This is a genomic window from Pseudomonas sp. YuFO8 (assembly GCF_035065025.1).
In the GTDB taxonomy this organism is placed as follows: Bacteria; Pseudomonadota; Gammaproteobacteria; order Pseudomonadales; family Pseudomonadaceae; genus Aquipseudomonas; species Aquipseudomonas putida_AE.
This window is the reverse complement of the sequence record NZ_JAXDEQ010000061.1, coordinates 1-18,150: the sequence shown is the minus strand read 5'-3', so window position 1 is coordinate 18,150 and position 18,150 is coordinate 1. Positions and strand designations below refer to the sequence as shown.

At 60.4% G+C, this 18,150-nt stretch carries 17 protein-coding genes; 9 read left to right on the top strand and 8 right to left on the bottom strand.

What is annotated here, in order from left to right; all coding sequences use genetic code 11:
• Positions 1-53: 53 nt before the first annotated feature.
• The 5 genes from SOP95_RS29890 to SOP95_RS29870 all read right to left on the bottom strand — a co-directional run bounded on the left by SOP95_RS29890 (position 54) and on the right by SOP95_RS29870 (position 4,672).
• Entirely contained in the window at positions 54-1,976 is a 1,923-nt protein-coding gene (locus SOP95_RS29890; RefSeq protein ID WP_323609293.1) for a diguanylate cyclase, read from the bottom strand.
• The gene (locus tag SOP95_RS29885; protein WP_323609292.1) at positions 1,977-2,852 is read right to left on the bottom strand and encodes an endonuclease/exonuclease/phosphatase family protein; all 876 of its coding nucleotides are present in this window, start codon (positions 2,850-2,852) and stop codon (positions 1,977-1,979) included. It lies immediately after the preceding gene.
• A gap of 14 nt (positions 2,853-2,866) precedes the next feature.
• A complete protein-coding gene (locus SOP95_RS29880; protein ID WP_274073823.1) occupies positions 2,867-3,508 on the bottom strand; it encodes a thiol:disulfide interchange protein DsbA/DsbL in 642 nt (213 codons plus the stop codon).
• 200 nt (positions 3,509-3,708) lie between these two features.
• On the bottom strand, positions 3,709-4,338 hold the full coding sequence (locus tag SOP95_RS29875; RefSeq protein WP_274073824.1) for a c-type cytochrome: 630 nt from the start codon (positions 4,336-4,338) through the stop codon (positions 3,709-3,711).
• Positions 4,339-4,381: 43 nt separating this feature from the next.
• Positions 4,382-4,672: a c-type cytochrome gene (locus tag SOP95_RS29870; RefSeq protein WP_274073825.1), complete on the bottom strand. Its 291-nt coding sequence runs from the start codon at positions 4,670-4,672 to the stop codon at positions 4,382-4,384.
• A 191-nt stretch (positions 4,673-4,863) separates the two neighbouring features.
• On the opposite strand from SOP95_RS29870, the gene yihA reads away from it, so the two are divergent.
• On the top strand, positions 4,864-5,508 hold the full coding sequence (gene yihA / locus SOP95_RS29865) for a ribosome biogenesis GTP-binding protein YihA/YsxC (protein WP_046818665.1): 645 nt from the start codon (positions 4,864-4,866) through the stop codon (positions 5,506-5,508).
• A 336-nt stretch (positions 5,509-5,844) separates the two neighbouring features.
• Here the strand turns inward: yihA and polA are convergent, their stop codons facing one another.
• A complete protein-coding gene (polA, locus tag SOP95_RS29860) occupies positions 5,845-8,658 on the bottom strand; it encodes a DNA polymerase I (protein ID WP_323609290.1) in 2,814 nt (937 codons plus the stop codon).
• Positions 8,659-8,732: 74 nt separating this feature from the next.
• Here polA and SOP95_RS29855 point away from each other — a divergent pair, with 74 nt between their 5' ends.
• Positions 8,733-9,023 (top strand): DUF2782 domain-containing protein, encoded by a 291-nt coding sequence (locus tag SOP95_RS29855; RefSeq protein ID WP_046818667.1) that lies wholly within the window; start codon positions 8,733-8,735, stop codon positions 9,021-9,023.
• A gap of 59 nt (positions 9,024-9,082) precedes the next feature.
• Positions 9,083-10,033: a homoserine kinase gene (locus tag SOP95_RS29850; RefSeq protein ID WP_323609289.1), complete on the top strand. Its 951-nt coding sequence runs from the start codon at positions 9,083-9,085 to the stop codon at positions 10,031-10,033.
• Positions 10,034-10,141: 108 nt separating this feature from the next.
• On the opposite strand, the gene SOP95_RS29845 is transcribed toward SOP95_RS29850, so the two are convergent.
• On the bottom strand, positions 10,142-11,062 hold the full coding sequence (locus SOP95_RS29845; protein ID WP_274073828.1) for a zinc ABC transporter substrate-binding protein: 921 nt from the start codon (positions 11,060-11,062) through the stop codon (positions 10,142-10,144).
• 66 nt (positions 11,063-11,128) lie between these two features.
• Here SOP95_RS29845 and SOP95_RS29840 point away from each other — a divergent pair, with 66 nt between their 5' ends.
• Genes SOP95_RS29840 through SOP95_RS29825 form a run of 4 tightly spaced genes read left to right on the top strand, consistent with a single transcriptional unit; the run spans position 11,129 to position 13,928 of the window.
• On the top strand, positions 11,129-11,611 hold the full coding sequence (locus SOP95_RS29840) for a Fur family transcriptional regulator (protein WP_274073829.1): 483 nt from the start codon (positions 11,129-11,131) through the stop codon (positions 11,609-11,611).
• The gene (gene znuC, locus SOP95_RS29835) at positions 11,611-12,396 is read left to right on the top strand and encodes a zinc ABC transporter ATP-binding protein ZnuC (RefSeq protein WP_274073830.1); all 786 of its coding nucleotides are present in this window, start codon (positions 11,611-11,613) and stop codon (positions 12,394-12,396) included. The genes SOP95_RS29840 and znuC overlap by 1 nt, the downstream gene beginning before the upstream one ends.
• Positions 12,389-13,177 (top strand): zinc ABC transporter permease subunit ZnuB, encoded by a 789-nt coding sequence (gene znuB, locus SOP95_RS29830; protein ID WP_274073831.1) that lies wholly within the window; start codon positions 12,389-12,391, stop codon positions 13,175-13,177. Before znuC ends, znuB begins: the two co-directional genes overlap by 8 nt.
• 37 nt (positions 13,178-13,214) lie before the next feature.
• A complete protein-coding gene (locus SOP95_RS29825; protein ID WP_274073832.1) occupies positions 13,215-13,928 on the top strand; it encodes a PA5502 family lipoprotein in 714 nt (237 codons plus the stop codon).
• Between the two features lie 84 nt (positions 13,929-14,012).
• Here the strand turns inward: SOP95_RS29825 and katE are convergent, their stop codons facing one another.
• Complete coding sequence (gene katE, locus SOP95_RS29820; RefSeq protein WP_442967789.1) at positions 14,013-16,151, bottom strand: catalase HPII; 2,139 nt, start codon at positions 16,149-16,151, stop codon at positions 14,013-14,015.
• A gap of 209 nt (positions 16,152-16,360) precedes the next feature.
• Between katE and SOP95_RS29815 the strand changes: the two genes are divergently transcribed.
• A complete protein-coding gene (locus tag SOP95_RS29815; protein WP_274073833.1) occupies positions 16,361-17,368 on the top strand; it encodes a methionine ABC transporter ATP-binding protein in 1,008 nt (335 codons plus the stop codon).
• A complete protein-coding gene (locus SOP95_RS29810; protein WP_008027679.1) occupies positions 17,368-18,042 on the top strand; it encodes a methionine ABC transporter permease in 675 nt (224 codons plus the stop codon). Before SOP95_RS29815 ends, SOP95_RS29810 begins: the two co-directional genes overlap by 1 nt.
• Positions 18,043-18,150: the final 108 nt, after the last annotated feature.

Genomic DNA, 18,150 nt, shown 5'->3' with positions numbered 1-18,150 from the left:
CCTTGTGCGTGTTGGCCGATCGCAACGATTTGAACAAAATGGGGCAAAAGCCTTCAGCCCAACTCCACCCGGTTTCGCCCGGCATTTTTGGCGCGGTATAGCGCCTGATCGGCTCTTTTGAGCACTAGATCGCTATGCTCACCGGGTTTGAATGCCGCCAGCCCGATGGAGAGGGTTATCGTTACCGGTTCACCCCTGAAGTGAAAAGGGCAAGCTTCGATAGCGGCGCGCAGTGTTTCCAGGAGTTTCAGGCCGTTCGCCGGAACTGTGGACGGCATCAACAGGACAAACTCCTCGCCGCCAAAGCGCGCAATGAAATCCGTTCCGCGCAGGCGTTTGCGCAGCACACTGGCAATGATTTTCAGCACTTTGTCGCCCGCCAGGTGCCCGTAGTTATCATTGATGCGCTTGAAATGATCGAGGTCGAGCATGGCCAGCATCAGCGTGTTGCCGTGCTGCTGCCATTGGCCGATCTCATGCTCCAGGCGTTCGCTCCAGGCCGCGCGGTTGGGCAGGCCGGTCAGCGGGTCGATCAGGGCTTTCTGGCGTTGCTCTTCGAGGTGCTCGCGAAAGCCCTGGGCTTCCTGTTCCATGTGCGCAACCCGTTCGGCCAGGCTGTGCAGGCGGGCTGCCACCTCCTGCTCGCGCTCGTCGCGCTGCTGGCGGTGCTGGTCCATGGTGCCGAGCAAGCCTTCCAGATGGTTCTCCAGGACGTGCTTGAGGTCATCCAGGTCGGCCGCTTCCTGCACGCTGCTCTGTAAGCCGTCGACCTGTTCGCGAATCTGCGTGTCCATCGCATGGGCGGCGGATCGGCTGTCGGCATGGCCGGCGCTGGCGGCCTGCAGGTTGCTCTGGAACGATTCCAGGCGTTCATTGAGCCGCTGCAGATAGGCTTCGAATTCATGTTGGCCACTGTCGGAGATGGCCAGCATCAACGTCGCCAGATCATCGAGAATCGGTAGCAACTCGTACCAGTTCAAGCCATTTTTCAGACGTTCACGCATCGATTCGGCTTGTGGACGATGACGCTCGGGTAGAGTCAGGTCGTCGAGCAAGCCCAACAGGGTGTCTTCGATGTGTTTGGCCACAGAACTGTAGGACGGTTCGGGCGAGTCGGGCAGGGCGTAGAGCATGTCTTGCTCGGGCTGCTGCGGATCGATGGCTGCCAGGGCCTGGGCCATGGGCGCGGGCAGCGGCAGGGTGTCGAGCAACAGCGCCGGGCTCAATTCGTCGGGATTGAGTGCCTGTTCAGTCTGAGGTACGGGTTTGACAGGCGCTTGCTGCGCCTCAAGGGTTGGCGCAACAGCTTCAGGCTGGGTTGCAGCCGGAATGTCCGGAGTCGCCTGCGGCGCGGTGTCAGCAATGACTGGCGGGGGCGCGACCACAGGCGCCAAAACGTTTTCGCCCGTGTGCGCGAAAAGTACCTGTTGTGCGGGTATGGCTTCTTCGGCTTCACGTTGACCGAACAGCCGCTGCAACAGGCCAGGGCGTTCGGGTTCCGCCGGGCTCTCCAGTTGGCTCAGGGCCTTGCCTTGCAGCCCGCTCAGTTCGCCGAGCAGCAACGGGATCTCACGCGCCTGGCTGACACGGCTATCCAGTTGCTTGGCGAAGTGCTTGAGGGGGCGGCTCACTTCCCGGGGCAGAGGCAATGTCTGCAGCTGCGTGACCAGGGCGTTGAGGGCGGCGCTGGTCTGGTTGATCCGGGTTTCCCGGCGCTGCTCGGAGTCGAGTACGGCTTTTTCCAGGCGAGGCAGCAGGGCGGCAAGACCGGCGTCCATGTCGTCGGTGCGCACGACTTCGCGCATCTCCTTCATGCATTGGTCAACGACGCGGTCGGTGCCTTCCGCTGCCAGCGTGCTGCGCACCAGGCCCCGGCGCAGCAGGTCGAGCCGGGCGTCCCAGCGACGTTCGAGCTTTTCCTGTTGTTCGATGCTTTGCAGGTACTTCTCTTTCCAGCGCTGTGCTTCTTCGCTCATTCATGGGTTCCGCGGGGGGGCAGGACTCAACGCGGGCAATGCATCGGCCGTGAGCGAACCCGGCAGACGAATCTCTACCGCGACCGGCAGGTGATCGGAAATGGGTTGCGCCAGCACCTCGACCTTTTCCAGGGTCAGGCTCGGGCTCAGTAGAATATGGTCCAGGCAGCGCTGCGGGCGCCAGCTGGGGAATGTCGCATCCAGTTGCGGGGCCAGTAGGCCGAGGTCGCGCAATGGAGAGTTTTGCAGCAGGTCACTGGCGTGGGTGTTCATGTCACCCATCAATACCTGGTGCTTGTAGCCACCGATCAGCTCGCGGATGTAAGCCAGTTGCAGGCTGCGGGTACGAGCGCCAAGTGCCAGGTGCATCATGACCACCACCAGTGCTTCCGGACCTTCGCCGAAGCGCACCAGAATCGCCCCGCGACCTTTCGGCCCCGGCAGTGGATGGTCCTCGATCGCCCACGGACGCAGGCGACTGAGCACACCGTTGCTGTGCTGGCCCAGGCGACCGAGATTGCGATTGAGCTGTTGATACCAGTAGGGGAAGGCACCGAGCTGGGCCAGGTGTTCGACTTGATTGACGTAGCCTGAGCGCAGGCTGCCGCCATCGACTTCCTGCAGGGCGACCAGATCGAAGTCGCCCAGCAGATTGCCGATTTTTTGCAGATTGTCCGCACGCCCGGTATGCGGCAACAGATGTTGCCAGCCCCGGGTCAGGTAATGCCGATACCGCTCGGTGCTGATACCGACCTGGATATTGAAGCTGAGCAAGCGCAGACGGCTGTCTGCGGGCAGGCCCGTCGATTCCAGGTGATGCTCGTTGACCTGCGGATCATGCAGGCCAACGACACGTTCGGTTCCCCAGCGGCGCATGGCAGGCGCCTCGCTTAGTTGGCGGCAGCCTTGTTAGCCGCTCGCTCTTGGTCGACCAGTTTATCGGCCAGTTGCAGGGCTTGTTCGGCACCGCCGGCAGAGCCGATGTCAAAACGGTACTTACCATTGACGATCATGGTTGGTACGCCGGTGATTTCATATTTCTTGGCAAGTTCACGGGCTTGAACGACCTGGCCCTTGATGGCAAAGGAATTGAAGGTGGCGAGGAATTTATCCTTGTCTACGCCTTGGGTGACCAGGAATTCGGCCATCTCATCCGGGGTAGTCAATTTTTTGTGTTCTTCCTGAATCGCCTTGAACACCGCAGCATGAACCTTATGCTCGACACCCATGGATTCGAGGGTCAGGAACATTTGACCGTGAGCATCCCAAGGGCCGCCGAACATTGCCGGGATACGCTTGAAATTCACGTCGGATGGAAGTTTTTCCACCCAGGGATTGATCACCGGTTCAAATTTGTAGCAGTGCGGGCAACCGTACCAGAACAGCTCCACCACTTCGATCTTGCCAGGCACGGCGACCGGCACCGGATTGCTCAGCTCGACGTAAGGTGCGGCGGGGGCTTCAGCGGCTTGGGCAGTCATGCCGAGCAGGCTGGCAGCGGCAAAAACGGCGCTGATGATCAGATTACGCATGCTTTACTCCTGGACAAATTTTTTCGCCTCGCGGGACCTGGATTAAGACAGATCATGGCGGGCCTGAGTTCTGTAGTGTAACGGCAGCGGCCACAAAAAAGGGCGGCCAAGGCCACCCTTTTTATACTTGCTGCGACGGATTAATGGAGCGTTAACGTTGCAGGAGTTGAAGATCCCGATCAACGCCCGATTCACCGGTCTTAGTGCAGGCCCTGGATGTAGCTGGACACTGCCGCGATGTCTTCGTCGCTCAGCTTTTTGGCAATGCTCTGCATCGGTTTGGTATCGCCGTCGTTATTGCGGCCACCTTCTTCCTTGCGGAAGTCAGTGAGCTGCTTGGCGATATATTGAGCGTGTTGACCGCCCAGGTGCGGGAAGCCGGCGGCTGCGTTGCCCGCGCCGTTTGGCGAGTGGCAGCCGGTGCACGATGGCAAGCCCTTGGCCAGATCACCGCCGCGGAACAGTGCTTCACCGCGTGACACGACTTTCGGGTCGGCGGCGCCGACGCTGCCCTTCTGGCTGGCGAAGTAGGCCGCGATGTCCGCCAGGTCCTGGTCGCTCAGGTTGGTCAGCAGGCCAGTCATTTCCAGAACGGTGCGCTTGCCCGACTTGATGTCGTGCAACTGCTTGGTCAGGTAGCGTTCGCCCTGGCCTGCCAGTTTTGGAAAGTTAGGCGCCATGCTGTTGCCATCCGGGCCATGACAGGCGCCACATACGGCGGCTTTTGCCTGGCCTGCGGCGGCGTCACCAGGTTTGACTGGCTCACCTGCAGCATGGGCAATGCCGGAGATCCCCACGGTCAACAGCAGACTCACGATCAATTTGTTCATCAGCTAATCCAACTACGGCTAAGGGTTAAGTTATGGACCGGGTTTACTCGCTCATCCAGTGGATGATGGCTTGGTAATCCTCGGCACTGCAGTCCATGCACAAACCACGCGGCGGCATCGCCTTGAAACCCTGGGTCACGTGTTGCACCAGCGTCTCCATACCTTTCGCCAACCTCGGCGTCCAAGCTTCCTGATCGCCCTTGCGGGGCGCCATGGGTAGTTGGCCGGAATGACAGGCACCACAAACACGGTTGTACACAGCTTCCGGATCCTGTGTAGCCTGCGCACTGTAAAGCGGCATCAGGATTGCGGCAGCTAGCAGCCATTTCGTCATAAAACGACCTTTTCAGGGTTGAGAGCGATCTGCGTTCTAGTGCGCAATCAAGGTCTGTCGCTCTCGTGAACTTCATCCTGCGTCGGGACAAAGCGCACACAAAATCTGCGGCATTATATACTGGCGTCACTGAAACGGAAGCGACACTGCTTGCCGCACCTATTCCTGGCGCCGCCCACATCGGAAATCCCATGCAACTCAAGAATCCCATCCTCGGTCTGTGCCAACAGTCCACCTTCATGCTCAGCGCCGCCAAAGTCGACCAATGTCCGGATGACGAAGGCTTCGAAGTCGCCTTCGCCGGGCGTTCCAACGCCGGCAAGTCCAGTGCCCTGAACACCCTGACGCATGCCAGCCTGGCGCGCACCTCGAAAACCCCGGGGCGCACGCAACTCTTGAACTTCTTCAAGCTAGACGATGAACGCCGTCTGGTCGACCTGCCGGGCTACGGTTATGCAAAAGTACCGATCCCACTCAAGCAACACTGGCAGCGTCACCTCGAGGCCTACCTGGGTGGTCGCGAGAGTTTGAAGGGACTGATCCTGATGATGGACATCCGTCACCCGATGACCGACTTCGACCTGCTGATGCTCGATTGGGCCGTTGCCGCCGGCATGCCGATGCACATCCTGCTGACCAAGGCGGACAAGCTGACCTACGGCGCGGCCAAGAACACGCTGCTCAAGGTGCAGTCGGAAATCCGCAAGGGTTGGGGCGATGCCGTGACGATCCAGTTGTTTTCGGCGCCCAAACGCATGGGCCTGGAAGACGCCTACACTGTATTGGCAGGCTGGATGGAACTGGCGGACAAGGGCGCCGAAGAAGTCACCGGATAAGTGTGTAAAAAATAGTCTGAAGTGCGGTCAGGCCAGTGCGGCTTGATCGCAGCAGGCAGTTTTCTACAGGCAAAAAAAACCCCGGACTTCAATGGGGAGGGGGAAGTTCCGGGGTTCAAGTTCTAGACCGCTAGGGCGGGGTCCAGATATCTGCCAACACTTAACACAACATAGGAGCATCGAAGGGCTTCACCAGCCATTCAGTAAATCTGAGTGGCTGGAAGCAGAATTAGTTCAATTTTTTTTCGCGCGCTTTGGAATAACCCCAAGCGCCTTTTGGACTAAGCAGCGTTTGCGCAGTCTGCCGCGGCATCATGCCGCAGCAGCATCGGCGACTCAGTGCGCCTCATCCCAGTTATTGCCCACCCCGACCTCGACCAGCAATGGCACATCCAGTTTCGCCGCGCCGCTCATGTGCAGGCGAATCTCTTCGCTGACCTGCTCGACCAGATCTTCACGCACCTCCAGCACCAATTCATCGTGCACCTGCAGGATGACCTTGGCGTCGAGGCCGGAGCTGGTCAGCCAGTTATCCACAGCGACCATGGCTTTCTTGATGATGTCGGCGGCCGTGCCTTGCATCGGTGCGTTGATGGCCGTGCGTTCGGCGGCTGCACGCTCCTGCGGCTTGTTCGAATTGATCTCCGGCAGGTACAGCCGGCGCCCGAAGAAGGTTTCCACATAGCCTTGATCCGCGGCCTGGGCGCGGGTGCGGTCCATGTACTCGCGAACTCCGGGGTAACGGGCGAAGTAGGTATCGATATAGGCCTTGGCCGTCTTGGTATCGACACCGATGTCCTTGCCGAGTTTCTGCGCGCCCATGCCGTAGATCAGGCCGAAGTTGATCGCCTTGGCGCTGCGGCGCTGGTCGGAGGTCACGTCAGTGAGTTCGACCTTGAACACTTCGGCGGCGGTTGCGGTGTGCACGTCCAGGTTGTGACGGAAGGCATTCATCAGGCCTTCATCGCGGGACAGGTGCGCCATGATCCGCAGTTCGATCTGCGAATAGTCGGCAGCCAGCAGCTTGTAGCCGGTCGGGGCGACGAAGGCCTGGCGGATGCGCCGCCCTTCAGCCGTGCGCACCGGGATGTTCTGCAGGTTCGGATCGCTGGAGGACAGGCGCCCGGTGGATGCAACGGCCTGGTGATATGAAGTGTGAATGCGGCCGGTACGCGGATTGATCTGTTCCGGTAGACGGTCGGTGTAGGTGCTCTTGAGCTTGCTCATGGAACGGTATTCCATGAGCACTTTCGGCAGCCGGTAGTCGTCCTCGGCCAGTTTGGCCAGCACTTCTTCGGCGGTGGACGGCTGGCCCTTGGCGGTCTTCTTCAGCACGGGCAGGCCGAGCTTCTCGTAGAGAATGACGCCGAGCTGCTTGGGCGAACCCAGGTTGAATTCCTCACCGGCGATCTCGAAGGCTTCACGCTCCAGCGCCACCATCTTGTCGCCCAGTTCGATGCTTTGCACGCCGAGCAGCGCGGCATCCACGAACGCGCCCTGGCGTTCGATACGCGCCAGCACCGGCACCAACGGGATTTCGATGTCGGTCAGGACGCTGGCCAGGCTCGGAATGGCGTTGAGCTTCTCGAACAGCGCCTGATGCAGGCGCAGGGTGATATCGGCGTCCTCGGCGGCGTACGGGCCGGCCTGCTCGAGGGCAATCTGGTCGAACGTCAGCTGCTTGGCGCCTTTGCCGGCAATGTCCTGGAAACTCACCGTGGTGTGATCCAGGTATTTCAACGCCAGGCTGTCCATGTCGTGGCGAGTGGCCGTGGAGTTGAGCACGTAGGACTCAAGCATGGTATCGAAGGCAATGCCGCGCACGGTGATGCCGTTGGCCTGATCGCCACCGATGGCGCAGTTGGCCAGGATGTTCATGTCGAACTTGGCGTGCTGGCCGACCTTGAGCTTGTTCGGGTCTTCCAGAATTGGCTTGAGGGCGCGCAGCACAGTGTCGCGGTCCAGTTGTTCTGGCACGCCGATGTAGGAATGGGTCAGCGGAATGTAGGCGGCTTCGTTGGCCTGCACGGCGAACGACAGGCCTACCAGCTGCGCCTGTTGCGCATCGATGCCGGTGGTTTCGGTGTCGAAGGCGAACAGCTTGGCGCTGTTGAGTTTTTCCAGCCAGACGTCGAAACGGGCCTGATCAAGGATGGTTTCATAAGCGGCCTCAGGGGCGGCGGCCGGTGTCTCGACCTCAGCCTCGGATGCGCTGAACAGGTCTGCAGCCGGCGCAGGCTCGGCGGCAGCACTGCTCAGTTCAAGACGTTTGGCGTCCCGATCAAGATCGTTCAGCCAGCTCTTGAATTCCAGCAGGGTGTAGAGCTCGTAGAGTTTGGCCGGATCTTCCGCGCCCATCTGCAGGTCATCGAGACCGATGTCCAACGGTACATCGACCTTGATGGTCGCCAGTTGATAGGAGAGGAAGGCCATCTCCTTGTGCTCTTCGAGCTTGGCCGGCAGGGTCTTGGCACCACGGATCGGCAGGGTCGGGACGATGTCGAGCTGCGCGTAGAGCTCGGTCAGGCCGCCATTCACGCCCACCAGCAGGCCGGAAGCGGTTTTTGGGCCTATTCCAGGAACGCCCGGAATGTTGTCGGAAGAATCGCCCATGAGTGCCAGATAGTCGATGATCTGCTCGGGAGCGACGCCGAATTTCTCCTTCACGCCCTCTACGTCCATGCTGCTACCGGTCATGGTATTGACCAAGGTAATGTGGCCGTCGACCAGTTGCGCCATGTCCTTGTCGCCGGTGGAGATGACCACCGGGCGATCGGCCGCCGCGCTGCTGCGGGCCAGCGTGCCGATCACGTCATCGGCCTCGACGCCTTCGACGCACAACAGCGGGAAGCCCAGGGCGATCACGCTTTGATGCAGGGGCTCGATCTGCACGCGCATGTCGTCGGGCATGCTCGGCCGGTTGGCCTTGTATTCGGCGTACATGTCATCGCGAAACGTCCCACCCTTGGCGTCGAACACCACGGCGAAGGGACTGTCCGGGTACTGCTTGCGCAGACTCTTGAGCATGTTCAACACGCCCTTGACGGCGCCGGTCGGCAGGCCTTTGGACGTGGTCAGCGGTGGCAGCGCGTGAAAGGCGCGGTACAGGTAAGAAGAACCGTCCACCAGGACGAGGGGGGCTTGGCTCATGAGCAGGATCAACCTTTTCGGCGGGTCCGGCGCTAGAATAGCGGGACCGTTGACGACAAAGGGACAAGGTTATCATGCGCACACTAAATCGCCTGTTGCTGGCTGGCTTGTTTGCAATCACACCGTTGGCCGTCATGGCGGCGGACGATGCGCCGACACCTGAGCCGGAAGTTACGATCCGCACGGAAGGCGACAAGGTCATCCAGGAATACCGCCAGAACGGTTTCCTGTATGCGATCAAGGTTACGCCGAAGGGCGCACCGCCTTATTTCCTGGTGCGCGCAGACGGGACCGATGCAAACTTCATCCGCTCGGATCAGCCGGATATGCTGATACCGTCGTGGAAGATCTTCGAGTGGAAGTAGTTTCTTAATTTCAACCGGCGTTGGCTCAAGAGCAACGCCTCGTACTGGCAGTTTTAACCATGTCTGTGTTTACCCCCCTGGCTCGGCCCGAGCTGGAAGCTTTTCTCGCCCCTTATGGCCTCGGCCGCCTGCTTGATTTCCAGGGGATTGCCGCCGGTAGCGAAAACACCAATTTCTTTATCAGCCTGGAGCAGGGCGAATTCGTCCTGACCCTGATCGAGCGTGGCCCGGTGCAGGAGATGCCATTCTTCATCGAATTGCTCGACGTGCTGCACCAGGCCGACCTGCCGGTGCCTTACGCCCTGCGTACCACCGACGGCGTGGCCCTGCGCGAACTGGCCGGCAAGCCTGCGCTGTTGCAACCGCGCCTGGCCGGCAAGCACATCAAGCAAGCCAATGCGCAGCATTGCAGCCAAGTGGGTGAGTTGCTGGCGCACCTGCACCTGGCGACCCAGGCCAACATGATCAAGCGCAAGACCGATCGTGGCCTGGACTGGATGCAGGAAGAAGGCACGCAGTTTCTTTCGCACCTCAAACCGCAGCAGAAAGATCTGTTGCAACGGGCACTGGAAGAAATCACCGAGCAGAAAGAGAAAATCCTCGCGTTGCCACGGGCCAACATCCACGCCGACCTGTTCCGCGATAACGCGATGTTCGAAGGCACACACCTGACCGGGCTGATCGATTTCTACAACGCCTGCTCGGGGCCGATGCTCTACGACGTGGCGATTGCCTTGAACGACTGGTGCTCCGACGATGACGGCTTGATCGACGGGCCACGGGCGCGGGCGTTGCTGGGTGCTTACGCCGCATTGCGTCCTTTCACCGCGGCCGAAGCCGAGTTGTGGCCGACCATGCTGCGGGTGGCGTGCGTACGCTTCTGGTTGTCGCGCTTGATCGCGGCGGAGTCTTTTGCCGGGCAGGACGTGTTGATCCACGATCCGATGGAGTTCGAGCTGCGGTTGGCGCAGCGGCAGAAGGTCAATACACCGTTGCCGTTCGCCCTTTAAAATCTTCGCGAGCAAGCCCGCTCCCACATAGGGCCGCGTTCCATCTGGAAGCACTCGGTCCAATGTGGGAGCGGGCTTGCTCGCGAATGGGGCGACGCAGTTTTCGAATTACAACGACTCCAGGCATCCCGCCAAATCATTCCCCAACTTCTCCAGCACCTGCTCATACCCCTGGGCAGTCGCCGGCGTATACCCGCCCAGCGCATCCAGTTCCGCCAGTTTCACCGGCAGGCCCGCCACCAGGGTTTCCGCCAGGCGTGGGCGTAGCGGCGGTTCGCTGAATACGCAGGTCTTGCCGACTTCCTGCAACCGCGCGCGCATCGCCGCGACGTGCTGGGCGCCGGGCTGCACTTCGGCCGCGACGCTGAACACGCCGGCGTGCTTGAGGCCGTAGGCGTCTTCGAAGTAGTCGAAAGCCTCGTGGAATACGAAGTAAGGTTTGCCTTCAACACCCGCCAGACGTTGCTTCAAGCGTGCATCCAACGCGTCCAGGCGCTCATCAAAGGCCTTGAGGTTGCTCTGGTAGCGCGCCGCGTTGGCGGAATCGGCGGCACTCAGATCCGCGGCCATTTTCGCCGCGATGACCCGGGCGTTGACCGGCGATAACCACAAATGCGCATCCAGAGTACCTGGGCGATGGTCGTGGTCATGTTCGTCGGTTTCTTCGGCATGGGAGTGGTTGTCCTCGGCGAAATGTCGCAGTTTCAGGCCAGGCAGGTCCTGCACGGCAACGCTCGGCAAGGTACGACCATTGAGCACTCGCGGCATGAAACCTTCCATGTCCGGACCGATCCAGTACAGCAGATCCACCGATTGCACCTTCCGTACGTCGGACGGGCGCAGGGCATAGTTATGCGGCGAGGCGCCGGGTGGTAGCAGGACTTCCGGAATCGCCACGCCGTCCTGTACGGCAGCGGCGATCAGCTGTAGCGGCTTGATGCTGGTGAGGACCTTGACCTCAGCTTGCGCCGAACCGAGCAGCAGGAAACTTGCGAAAAAAGCGACAAAGATGGAAAAAAGTCGGGACACGATGACCACTCGAAGAGGCGAGAACGGGTAATATAATAACGTCTCTCACAAAATTCGTCGCCGCTCATGCCTAAAACACCGATTGCAAGTCGTCCCCACGACCACTCTCATTGCGTTCACAGCGCTCTGTCTGAGGCCGATGCCTTGTGCGCACGCAAGGGCTTGCGCCTGACCGCGTTGCGTCGGCGGGTGCTGGAACTGGTGTGGCAAAGCCATAAACCGCTGGGGGCCTACGACATTCTCGCGGTCCTCAGTGAGCAGGACGGGCGCCGGGCTGCACCCCCCACGGTCTACCGCGCGCTGGACTTCCTTTTGGAAAACGGTCTGGTACACCGCATCTCCTCGCTCAATGCCTTCATTGGCTGCAATCACCCGGCGCACGCCCACCAGGGCCAGTTCCTGATCTGCCGTGAATGCCACGCTGCCATCGAACTCGAACAGAAATCCATCAGCGACGCGATCATCGCCAGCGCCAGGGACGTCGGGTTTGTCGTCGAAGGCCAGACCGTTGAAGTGATCGGTCTCTGTTCGGGTTGCCAGGGGGCCTGATGAGTAACGCGCTGATCCGCCTCGAGCAGGTTGCCGTCACCTTTGCCGGCCAACCTGTGCTGGATAACATCGAATTGAGCGTCGAACCAGGGCAGATCGTGACCCTGATCGGCCCCAATGGCGCCGGCAAGACCACTCTGGTGCGTGCCGTGCTCGGCCTGCTGAAACCCGACAGCGGCAGCGTCTGGCGCAAGCCGAAACTGCGGGTGGGCTACATGCCGCAAAAACTGCATGTCGATCCGACCCTGCCGCTCTCGGTCCTGCGCTTCCTACGCCTGGTGCCGGGTGTGGACCGGGCGATGGCCTTGGCCGCGCTCAAGGAAGTCGGCGCCGAACAGGTGATCGATAGCCCCGTGCAAAGTGTTTCCGGCGGTGAAATGCAGCGCGTCCTGTTGGCCCGGGCCTTGTTGCGCGAGCCGCAATTGCTGGTGCTCGACGAACCGGTCCAAGGCGTCGACGTGGCCGGTCAGGCAGAACTCTATAGCCTGATCACCCGCCTGCGAGACCGTCACGGCTGCGGCGTGTTGATGGTTTCTCACGATCTGCACCTGGTGATGAGCACCACGGACCAGGTGGTTTGCCTGAATCGCCATGTCTGCTGCTCCGGCCACCCCGAGCAGGTCAGCGGCGATCCGGCCTTCGTCGAACTATTCGGAAAAAACGCACAAAGCCTGGCGATTTATCACCACCATCACGACCACGCCCACGATTTGCACGGCTCGGTGGTCAAGGCGCCCCCCTCGGGCCATACCCATGTTCATGGAGATAGCTGCAAGCATGGCTGATTTTCTGCTCTACGCCCTGCTTGCAGGTCTGGCCCTGGCGGTTGTGGCGGGCCCCTTGGGTTCCTTCGTGGTCTGGCGGCGCATGGCCTATTTCGGCGACACCCTGTCTCACGCGGCATTGCTCGGCGTGGCGCTGGGTTTTCTGCTGGATGTCAGCCCGACCGTGGCCGTGACCGTCGGCTGCTTGTTGCTGGCGGTGTTGCTGGTGACCTTGCAACAACGCCAGCCGCTGGCCTCCGACACGCTTTTGGGAATTCTCGCACCCAGCACCCTCTCTTTAGGCCTGGTGGTACTAAGCTTCATGCACGAAGTGCGGATCGACCTGATGGCCTATCTGTTCGGTGACTTGCTGGCGATCAGTCCGACCGATCTGGCGTGGATCCTCGGGGGTAGCGCGGCGGTGCTGGCGTTGCTGGTGACGTTGTGGCGGCCATTGCTGGCAATCACTGTGCACGAAGAGTTGGCGAGGGTCGAAGGGCTGCCGGTGGCGGGTTTGCGCCTGGCGCTGATGCTGTTGATCGCCGTGGTGATTGCGGTGGCGATGAAAATCGTCGGCGTGTTGCTGATCACGTCGTTGTTGATCATTCCGGCGGCTGCGGCACAACGGCACGCCCGCTCACCGGAGCAAATGGCACTGGGTGCGAGCCTGCTGGGCGTACTCGCCGTATGTGGCGGATTGGCGATGTCCTGGTTCAAGGACACCCCGGCGGGCCCATCGATCGTAGTGACAGCCGCCGCGCTGTTTCTGCTGAGTTTTGTTCTGCCCCGTCGAGGGGTGTAGACTTGCTCGTTTTTTGCGCAAATAGAGAGTCGCAGGAATGAAGTCGTTCGCCTCCCGTTATCTGCTCCTTGTCGCATTTTCTTTGCTGCTGGGCGCCTGCCAAAGCACGCCACCGGCCCCCGAGGTTCCGGATGCGCGGGCTACGGCCATTGCACAGCTGGAACAAAGTCTGGCCAGCAGCGAACTGGCCACGGCCGAGGGTCAGTTGGCGGCATTGCAGGCCGATTCACCCAACGATCAATCCCTTGAGCAATATCAGCGTCAGCTGGCCGAAGCCTATCTGCTGCGCAGCCAGATCGTGTTGCAAAAAGGCGATGTGAACGCCGCCGCCACCGCCCTGAGCCGAGCCCGTGTGCTGATGCCCAAGGCGCCGGCACTGACCGGCGGGGTCAATGGCGCCATCGCCGAGGCCCGCAAGGCTGAACTGGAAAAAGCCGAAGCAGCGCTGAAAGCCGCCGAAGCCCAGCCAAAAGCCAAGGTCATCGACCTGACGGCGGAGAGCACGACGGTTGCGTTGAATATCAATGATATGGCCAAACTACGTCGCCAACTGGACGCTATCGCCGCCGATGTGGTGAATTTTCAGTGTGATGTGAGCATTCAGGCGCCGCGTACCGATGATTACCCATGGTTGGCTAACTTGCTGACCAAGCGGGTGAAAAAGCTCGATCCGCAGTTTGATTTGAATCTGGAGCGGCAGATCATTCGCAGCGTTCCGGCGCAGATGGTCTTGAGCCCTCGCAAACCGTAAAAAGCTTCGCGAGCAAGCCCGCTCCCACATTGGTTCCGTGTCGGTCACGAATCCAATGTAGGAGCGGGCTTGCTCGCGAAGGGGTCAGGCCGGAATCGCTTTAGCCTTAGGCTCCCTGTCCCAAACCCGATGCTGGCCGATCGCCGCAAAAAACGGCTTGGCCAACTTGCCGTCCGCTCCCACGATCAATCCCGCATCAGCCTCCAGTTTCAACACATCCAGCAGTTGCTTCGCCTCGCCGTGCAGGGCAATTGCCTTCAAGTGTTTGTAGGCTTCAAGCAGATAATGCAACGCCACGCCGTCGGTGCTCAGCGCCTTGATCGAGGCCGCGCCTCCGGGCACGAATACCGCATCGAACGCAATGGACGGCAAGCCCTCCATCGACGCATCCACCGGCAGCATCTTGCCGTCAGCAGTGGTGACCGGCGCCGAGGTGGGCCCGAGCAGTTTGGCGTGTGCACCTTCGGCTTCCAGGGCTTTTTTCATCGCATCGACCGCATTGCCATCGACGCCGTTGGCCGCGAGAATCGCCACTTTTCGGGTCTTGATGTCCCCCGGCAGCAAGTTGGCCTGGCTCAGGGCTGGCGAACGATCCAACGAGATCTTCGGTACGTCGACCGTTCCGGCTTTGGGTGCCGGCAGGCCAAGGTTTTGCGCCACGCGCTTGGCCAGTTCCAGATCGATGTTGGCCAGGATCTCGTTCACCTCGCGTGCGCGGATGAATTCCCGTTCGACCTTGCCCAGCTCAAAGCTGTACGCCGAAATGATGTGCTCCTGCTCGTGCTTGCTCATGCTGTGGAAAAACAGCCGAGCCTGGGAGAAGTGGTCGCCGAATGACTCGCTGCGCTGACGAATCTTGTTGGCGTCGATGCGCTCCTGGTAACTCTCGAAGCCGCCATCCTGTGCGGCCGCGGGCGTCTCTTTCGGCCAGCCGCCATCGATCGAGTTCGGTTCGTAGGACGCGCGCCCCTTGTCGATGGTGGTGCGATGCAACGCATCACGCTGGCCGTTGTGGAAGGGGGCTACCGGACGGTTGATCGGGATTTCGTGAAAGTTCGGCCCACCGAGTCGGCTGATCTGCGTGTCGGTGTAGGAAAACAGCCGACCTTGCAGCAGCGGATCGTTGGAGAAGTCGATCCCGGGCACGATGTGCCCCGGGCAGAAAGCCACCTGCTCGGTTTCGGCGAAGAAATTGTCTGGGTTGCGGTTGAGCGTCATTTTTCCCAGCGGCGTAATAGGCACGAGCTCTTCAGGAATCAGCTTGGTGGGGTCGAGGATGTCGAAATCGAAGGCGTGTTCGTTTTCCTCCTCAATCACCTGTACGCCCAGTTCCCATTCCGGGTAGTCGCCCATCTCGATGGCTTCCCAGAGATCGCGACGGTGATAGTCGGTGTCCTTGCCCGCCAGTTTCTGCGCCTCATCCCACACCAGCGAGCAGGTCCCGGCGGCAGGGCGCCAGTGGAATTTGACGAAGCGCGACTTTCCTTCGGCGTTGATCAGGCGAAAAGTGTGCACGCCGAAGCCTTGCATGCTACGCAGGCTTTTCGGGATGGCCCGGTCGGACATGGCCCAGATCACCATGTGGGCGGATTCGGGTTGCAGCGAGACAAAGTCCCAGAACGTATCGTGGGCCGAGCCGCCAGTAGGGATTTCGTTGTGAGGCTCGGGTTTTACTGCGTGGACAAAGTCGGGAAACTTGATGGCGTCCTGGATAAAAAACACCGGCATGTTGTTGCCCACCAGATCGAAGTTGCCTTCGTCGGTGAAAAACTTCACGGCGAAACCGCGTACGTCCCGTACGGTATCGCCTGAGCCACGGGGCCCCTGCACAGTAGAAAAACGCACGAACACCGGCGTTTTCTTTGCAGGATCTTGCAGGAAACCGGCCTTGGTCAGTACGGAGTGATTCTCGTAGGACTGGAAGAAACCATGGGCACCGGTGCCGCGGGCATGCACGATGCGCTCCGGGATGCGCTCATGGTCAAAATGCGTGATCTTTTCACGCATGATGAAATCTTCCAGCAGCGACGGCCCACGGGCGCCTGCTTTCAAGGTGTTCTGATTGTCTGCCACCTTCACGCCTTGATTGGTACGCAAGGCCTGACCGGTGGCGTCGGAGCGAAATGTTTCCAGGCTATCGAGCTTGGTGTTGGTGTTGCTGCGGTCCGGGGTATCGGTCCCGGCCAGTGCGCTTTTAGGGGCGGCAGGCTTCTTCGTACTCATCAGGCAAGACTCCTCGGGTTTTTTTCGAGTGACCTTATTAGTGACTGATGTTGTTTTGCGCCGTTCCTTTTATCTGACCTTTGATCGCGTTATTGCCAAATGACTGGTCGAATGCAAAATAAATGCTAAGAACTGCTATACGGACAGGCTAAAATGCGCGCCCGGCTAACCGCTGATCCTATTCCAACGCGCCCCACAAGGTTCGCTACGTGATCGAGTTTCAAAACGTCCATAAAACCTACCGCGTCGCCGGTAAGGATATTCCCGCCCTGCATCCGACCAGTCTGACGATAGAGAATGGTCAGGTTTTTGGTCTGATCGGCCATTCCGGTGCGGGAAAAAGTACCCTGCTGCGTCTGATCAATCGCCTGGAAAACTCCAGTGGCGGCAAGATCATCGTGGATGGCGAAGAAGTCACGGCGCTCGACGCCAACGGGCTGCGCCGTTTCCGTCAGCAGGTCGGCATGATTTTCCAGCACTTCAACCTGCTGGCATCCAAGACCGTTGCCGACAACGTGGCCCTGCCACTGACGCTGGCGGGTGAAATGTCCCGCGCCGAGATCAATCAGCGTGTTGCCGAGTTGCTGGCCCGGGTCGGTCTGTCCGACCACGCCAACAAGTACCCGGCGCAATTGTCCGGCGGCCAGAAGCAGCGCGTCGGCATTGCCCGCGCCCTGGCAACCAAGCCGAAAATCCTCCTGTGCGATGAAGCCACCAGCGCCCTCGACCCGCAAACCACGGCGTCGGTCCTGCAACTGCTGGCCGAAATCAATCGCGAGCTGAAGCTGACCATCGTGCTGATCACCCATGAAATGGACGTGATTCGCCGGGTCTGCGACCAGGTCGGGGTGATGGATGCTGGCGTGATCGTCGAGCAAGGCACGGTGGCCGAGGTGTTCCTGCATCCAAAACACCCGACGACCAAGCGCTTCGTGCAAGAAGACGAGCAGATCGACGAAGGCGAACAGCGCGACGACTTCGCTCACGTGCCAGGCCGCATCGTGCGTCTGACCTTCCAGGGCGAAGCGACCTACGCTCCGCTGCTGGGTACCGTCGCTCGGGAAACCGGTGTGGACTACAGCATCCTGGCCGGTCGTATCGACCGCATCAAGGACATCCCTTACGGGCAACTGACCCTGGCCGTGACCGGCGGTGACATGGAAGCGGCCTTCGCCCGCTTCACCGCGGCCGACGTCCACATGGAGGTGCTGCGCTAATGGAAGCCCTGACAACTTTCTTCGCCAATATCGACTGGTTCGAAATCTGGCTGGCCACCGGCGACACCCTGCTGATGCTCGGCGGTTCGCTGTTGTTCACCGTGTTGCTGGGCCTGCCGCTGGGTGTGCTGCTGTTCCTCTGCAGCCCGCGTCAGTTGCTGGAAGCCAAGGGCGTGTACGCGATGTTGTCCCTGGTGGTGAACATTCTGCGTTCGCTGCCGTTCATCATCCTGCTGATCGTGATGATTCCGTTCACCGTGTTGATCACCGGCACTTCCCTCGGCGTCGCCGGTGCAATCCCGCCGCTGGTGGTGGGGGCCACACCGTTCTTCGCGCGACTGGTGGAAACCGCGTTGCGTGAAGTGGATCGCGGCATCATCGAAGCGACCCAGGCCATGGGCGCAACGACACGGCAGATCATCACCAATGCCTTGCTGCCCGAAGCCCGCCCGGGCATCTTCGCGGCGATTACGGTGACAGCCATTACACTGGTGTCCTACACGGCAATGGCCGGTGTGGTCGGTGCCGGTGGCCTGGGCGACCTGGCGATCCGCTTCGGTTACCAGCGTTTCCAGACTGATGTAATGGTGGTCACGGTGGTGTTGCTGCTGGTGCTGGTGCAGGTCCTGCAAACCGTCGGCGACAAGCTGGTTGTGCATTTTTCCCGGAAATAAAAAGCTCTCGTTAATGATCAATGAGCCGGCCATTCGCTGGCAGGCGCCAAACGGGCGCCGCAAGCGGGTACCCACAAGGAGTTAGCTGAATGAAAAAACTACTCGTCG

Excerpts from the sequence above, each read along its gene's own strand:
- SOP95_RS29870 (WP_274073825.1), bottom strand. The coding sequence starts at position 4,672 with ATGACGAAATGGCTGCTAGCTGCCGCAATCCTGATGCCGCTTTACAGT.
- yihA (WP_046818665.1), top strand. The coding sequence starts at position 4,864 with ATGCAACTCAAGAATCCCATCCTCGGTCTGTGCCAACAGTCCACCTTC.
- SOP95_RS29880 (WP_274073823.1), bottom strand. The coding sequence starts at position 3,508 with ATGCGTAATCTGATCATCAGCGCCGTTTTTGCCGCTGCCAGCCTGCTC.
- SOP95_RS29855 (WP_046818667.1), top strand. The coding sequence starts at position 8,733 with ATGCGCACACTAAATCGCCTGTTGCTGGCTGGCTTGTTTGCAATCACA.
- SOP95_RS29875 (WP_274073824.1), bottom strand. The coding sequence starts at position 4,338 with ATGAACAAATTGATCGTGAGTCTGCTGTTGACCGTGGGGATCTCCGGC.
- katE (WP_442967789.1), bottom strand. The coding sequence starts at position 16,151 with ATGAGTACGAAGAAGCCTGCCGCCCCTAAAAGCGCACTGGCCGGGACC.
- SOP95_RS29850 (WP_323609289.1), top strand. The coding sequence starts at position 9,083 with ATGTCTGTGTTTACCCCCCTGGCTCGGCCCGAGCTGGAAGCTTTTCTC.
- polA (WP_323609290.1), bottom strand. The coding sequence starts at position 8,658 with ATGAGCCAAGCCCCCCTCGTCCTGGTGGACGGTTCTTCTTACCTGTAC.
- SOP95_RS29885 (WP_323609292.1), bottom strand. The coding sequence starts at position 2,852 with ATGCGCCGCTGGGGAACCGAACGTGTCGTTGGCCTGCATGATCCGCAG.
- SOP95_RS29890 (WP_323609293.1), bottom strand. The coding sequence starts at position 1,976 with ATGAGCGAAGAAGCACAGCGCTGGAAAGAGAAGTACCTGCAAAGCATC.
- znuC (WP_274073830.1), top strand. The coding sequence starts at position 11,611 with ATGAGTAACGCGCTGATCCGCCTCGAGCAGGTTGCCGTCACCTTTGCC.
- SOP95_RS29840 (WP_274073829.1), top strand. The coding sequence starts at position 11,129 with ATGCCTAAAACACCGATTGCAAGTCGTCCCCACGACCACTCTCATTGC.
- SOP95_RS29825 (WP_274073832.1), top strand. The coding sequence starts at position 13,215 with ATGAAGTCGTTCGCCTCCCGTTATCTGCTCCTTGTCGCATTTTCTTTG.
- SOP95_RS29810 (WP_008027679.1), top strand. The coding sequence starts at position 17,368 with ATGGAAGCCCTGACAACTTTCTTCGCCAATATCGACTGGTTCGAAATC.
- znuB (WP_274073831.1), top strand. The coding sequence starts at position 12,389 with ATGGCTGATTTTCTGCTCTACGCCCTGCTTGCAGGTCTGGCCCTGGCG.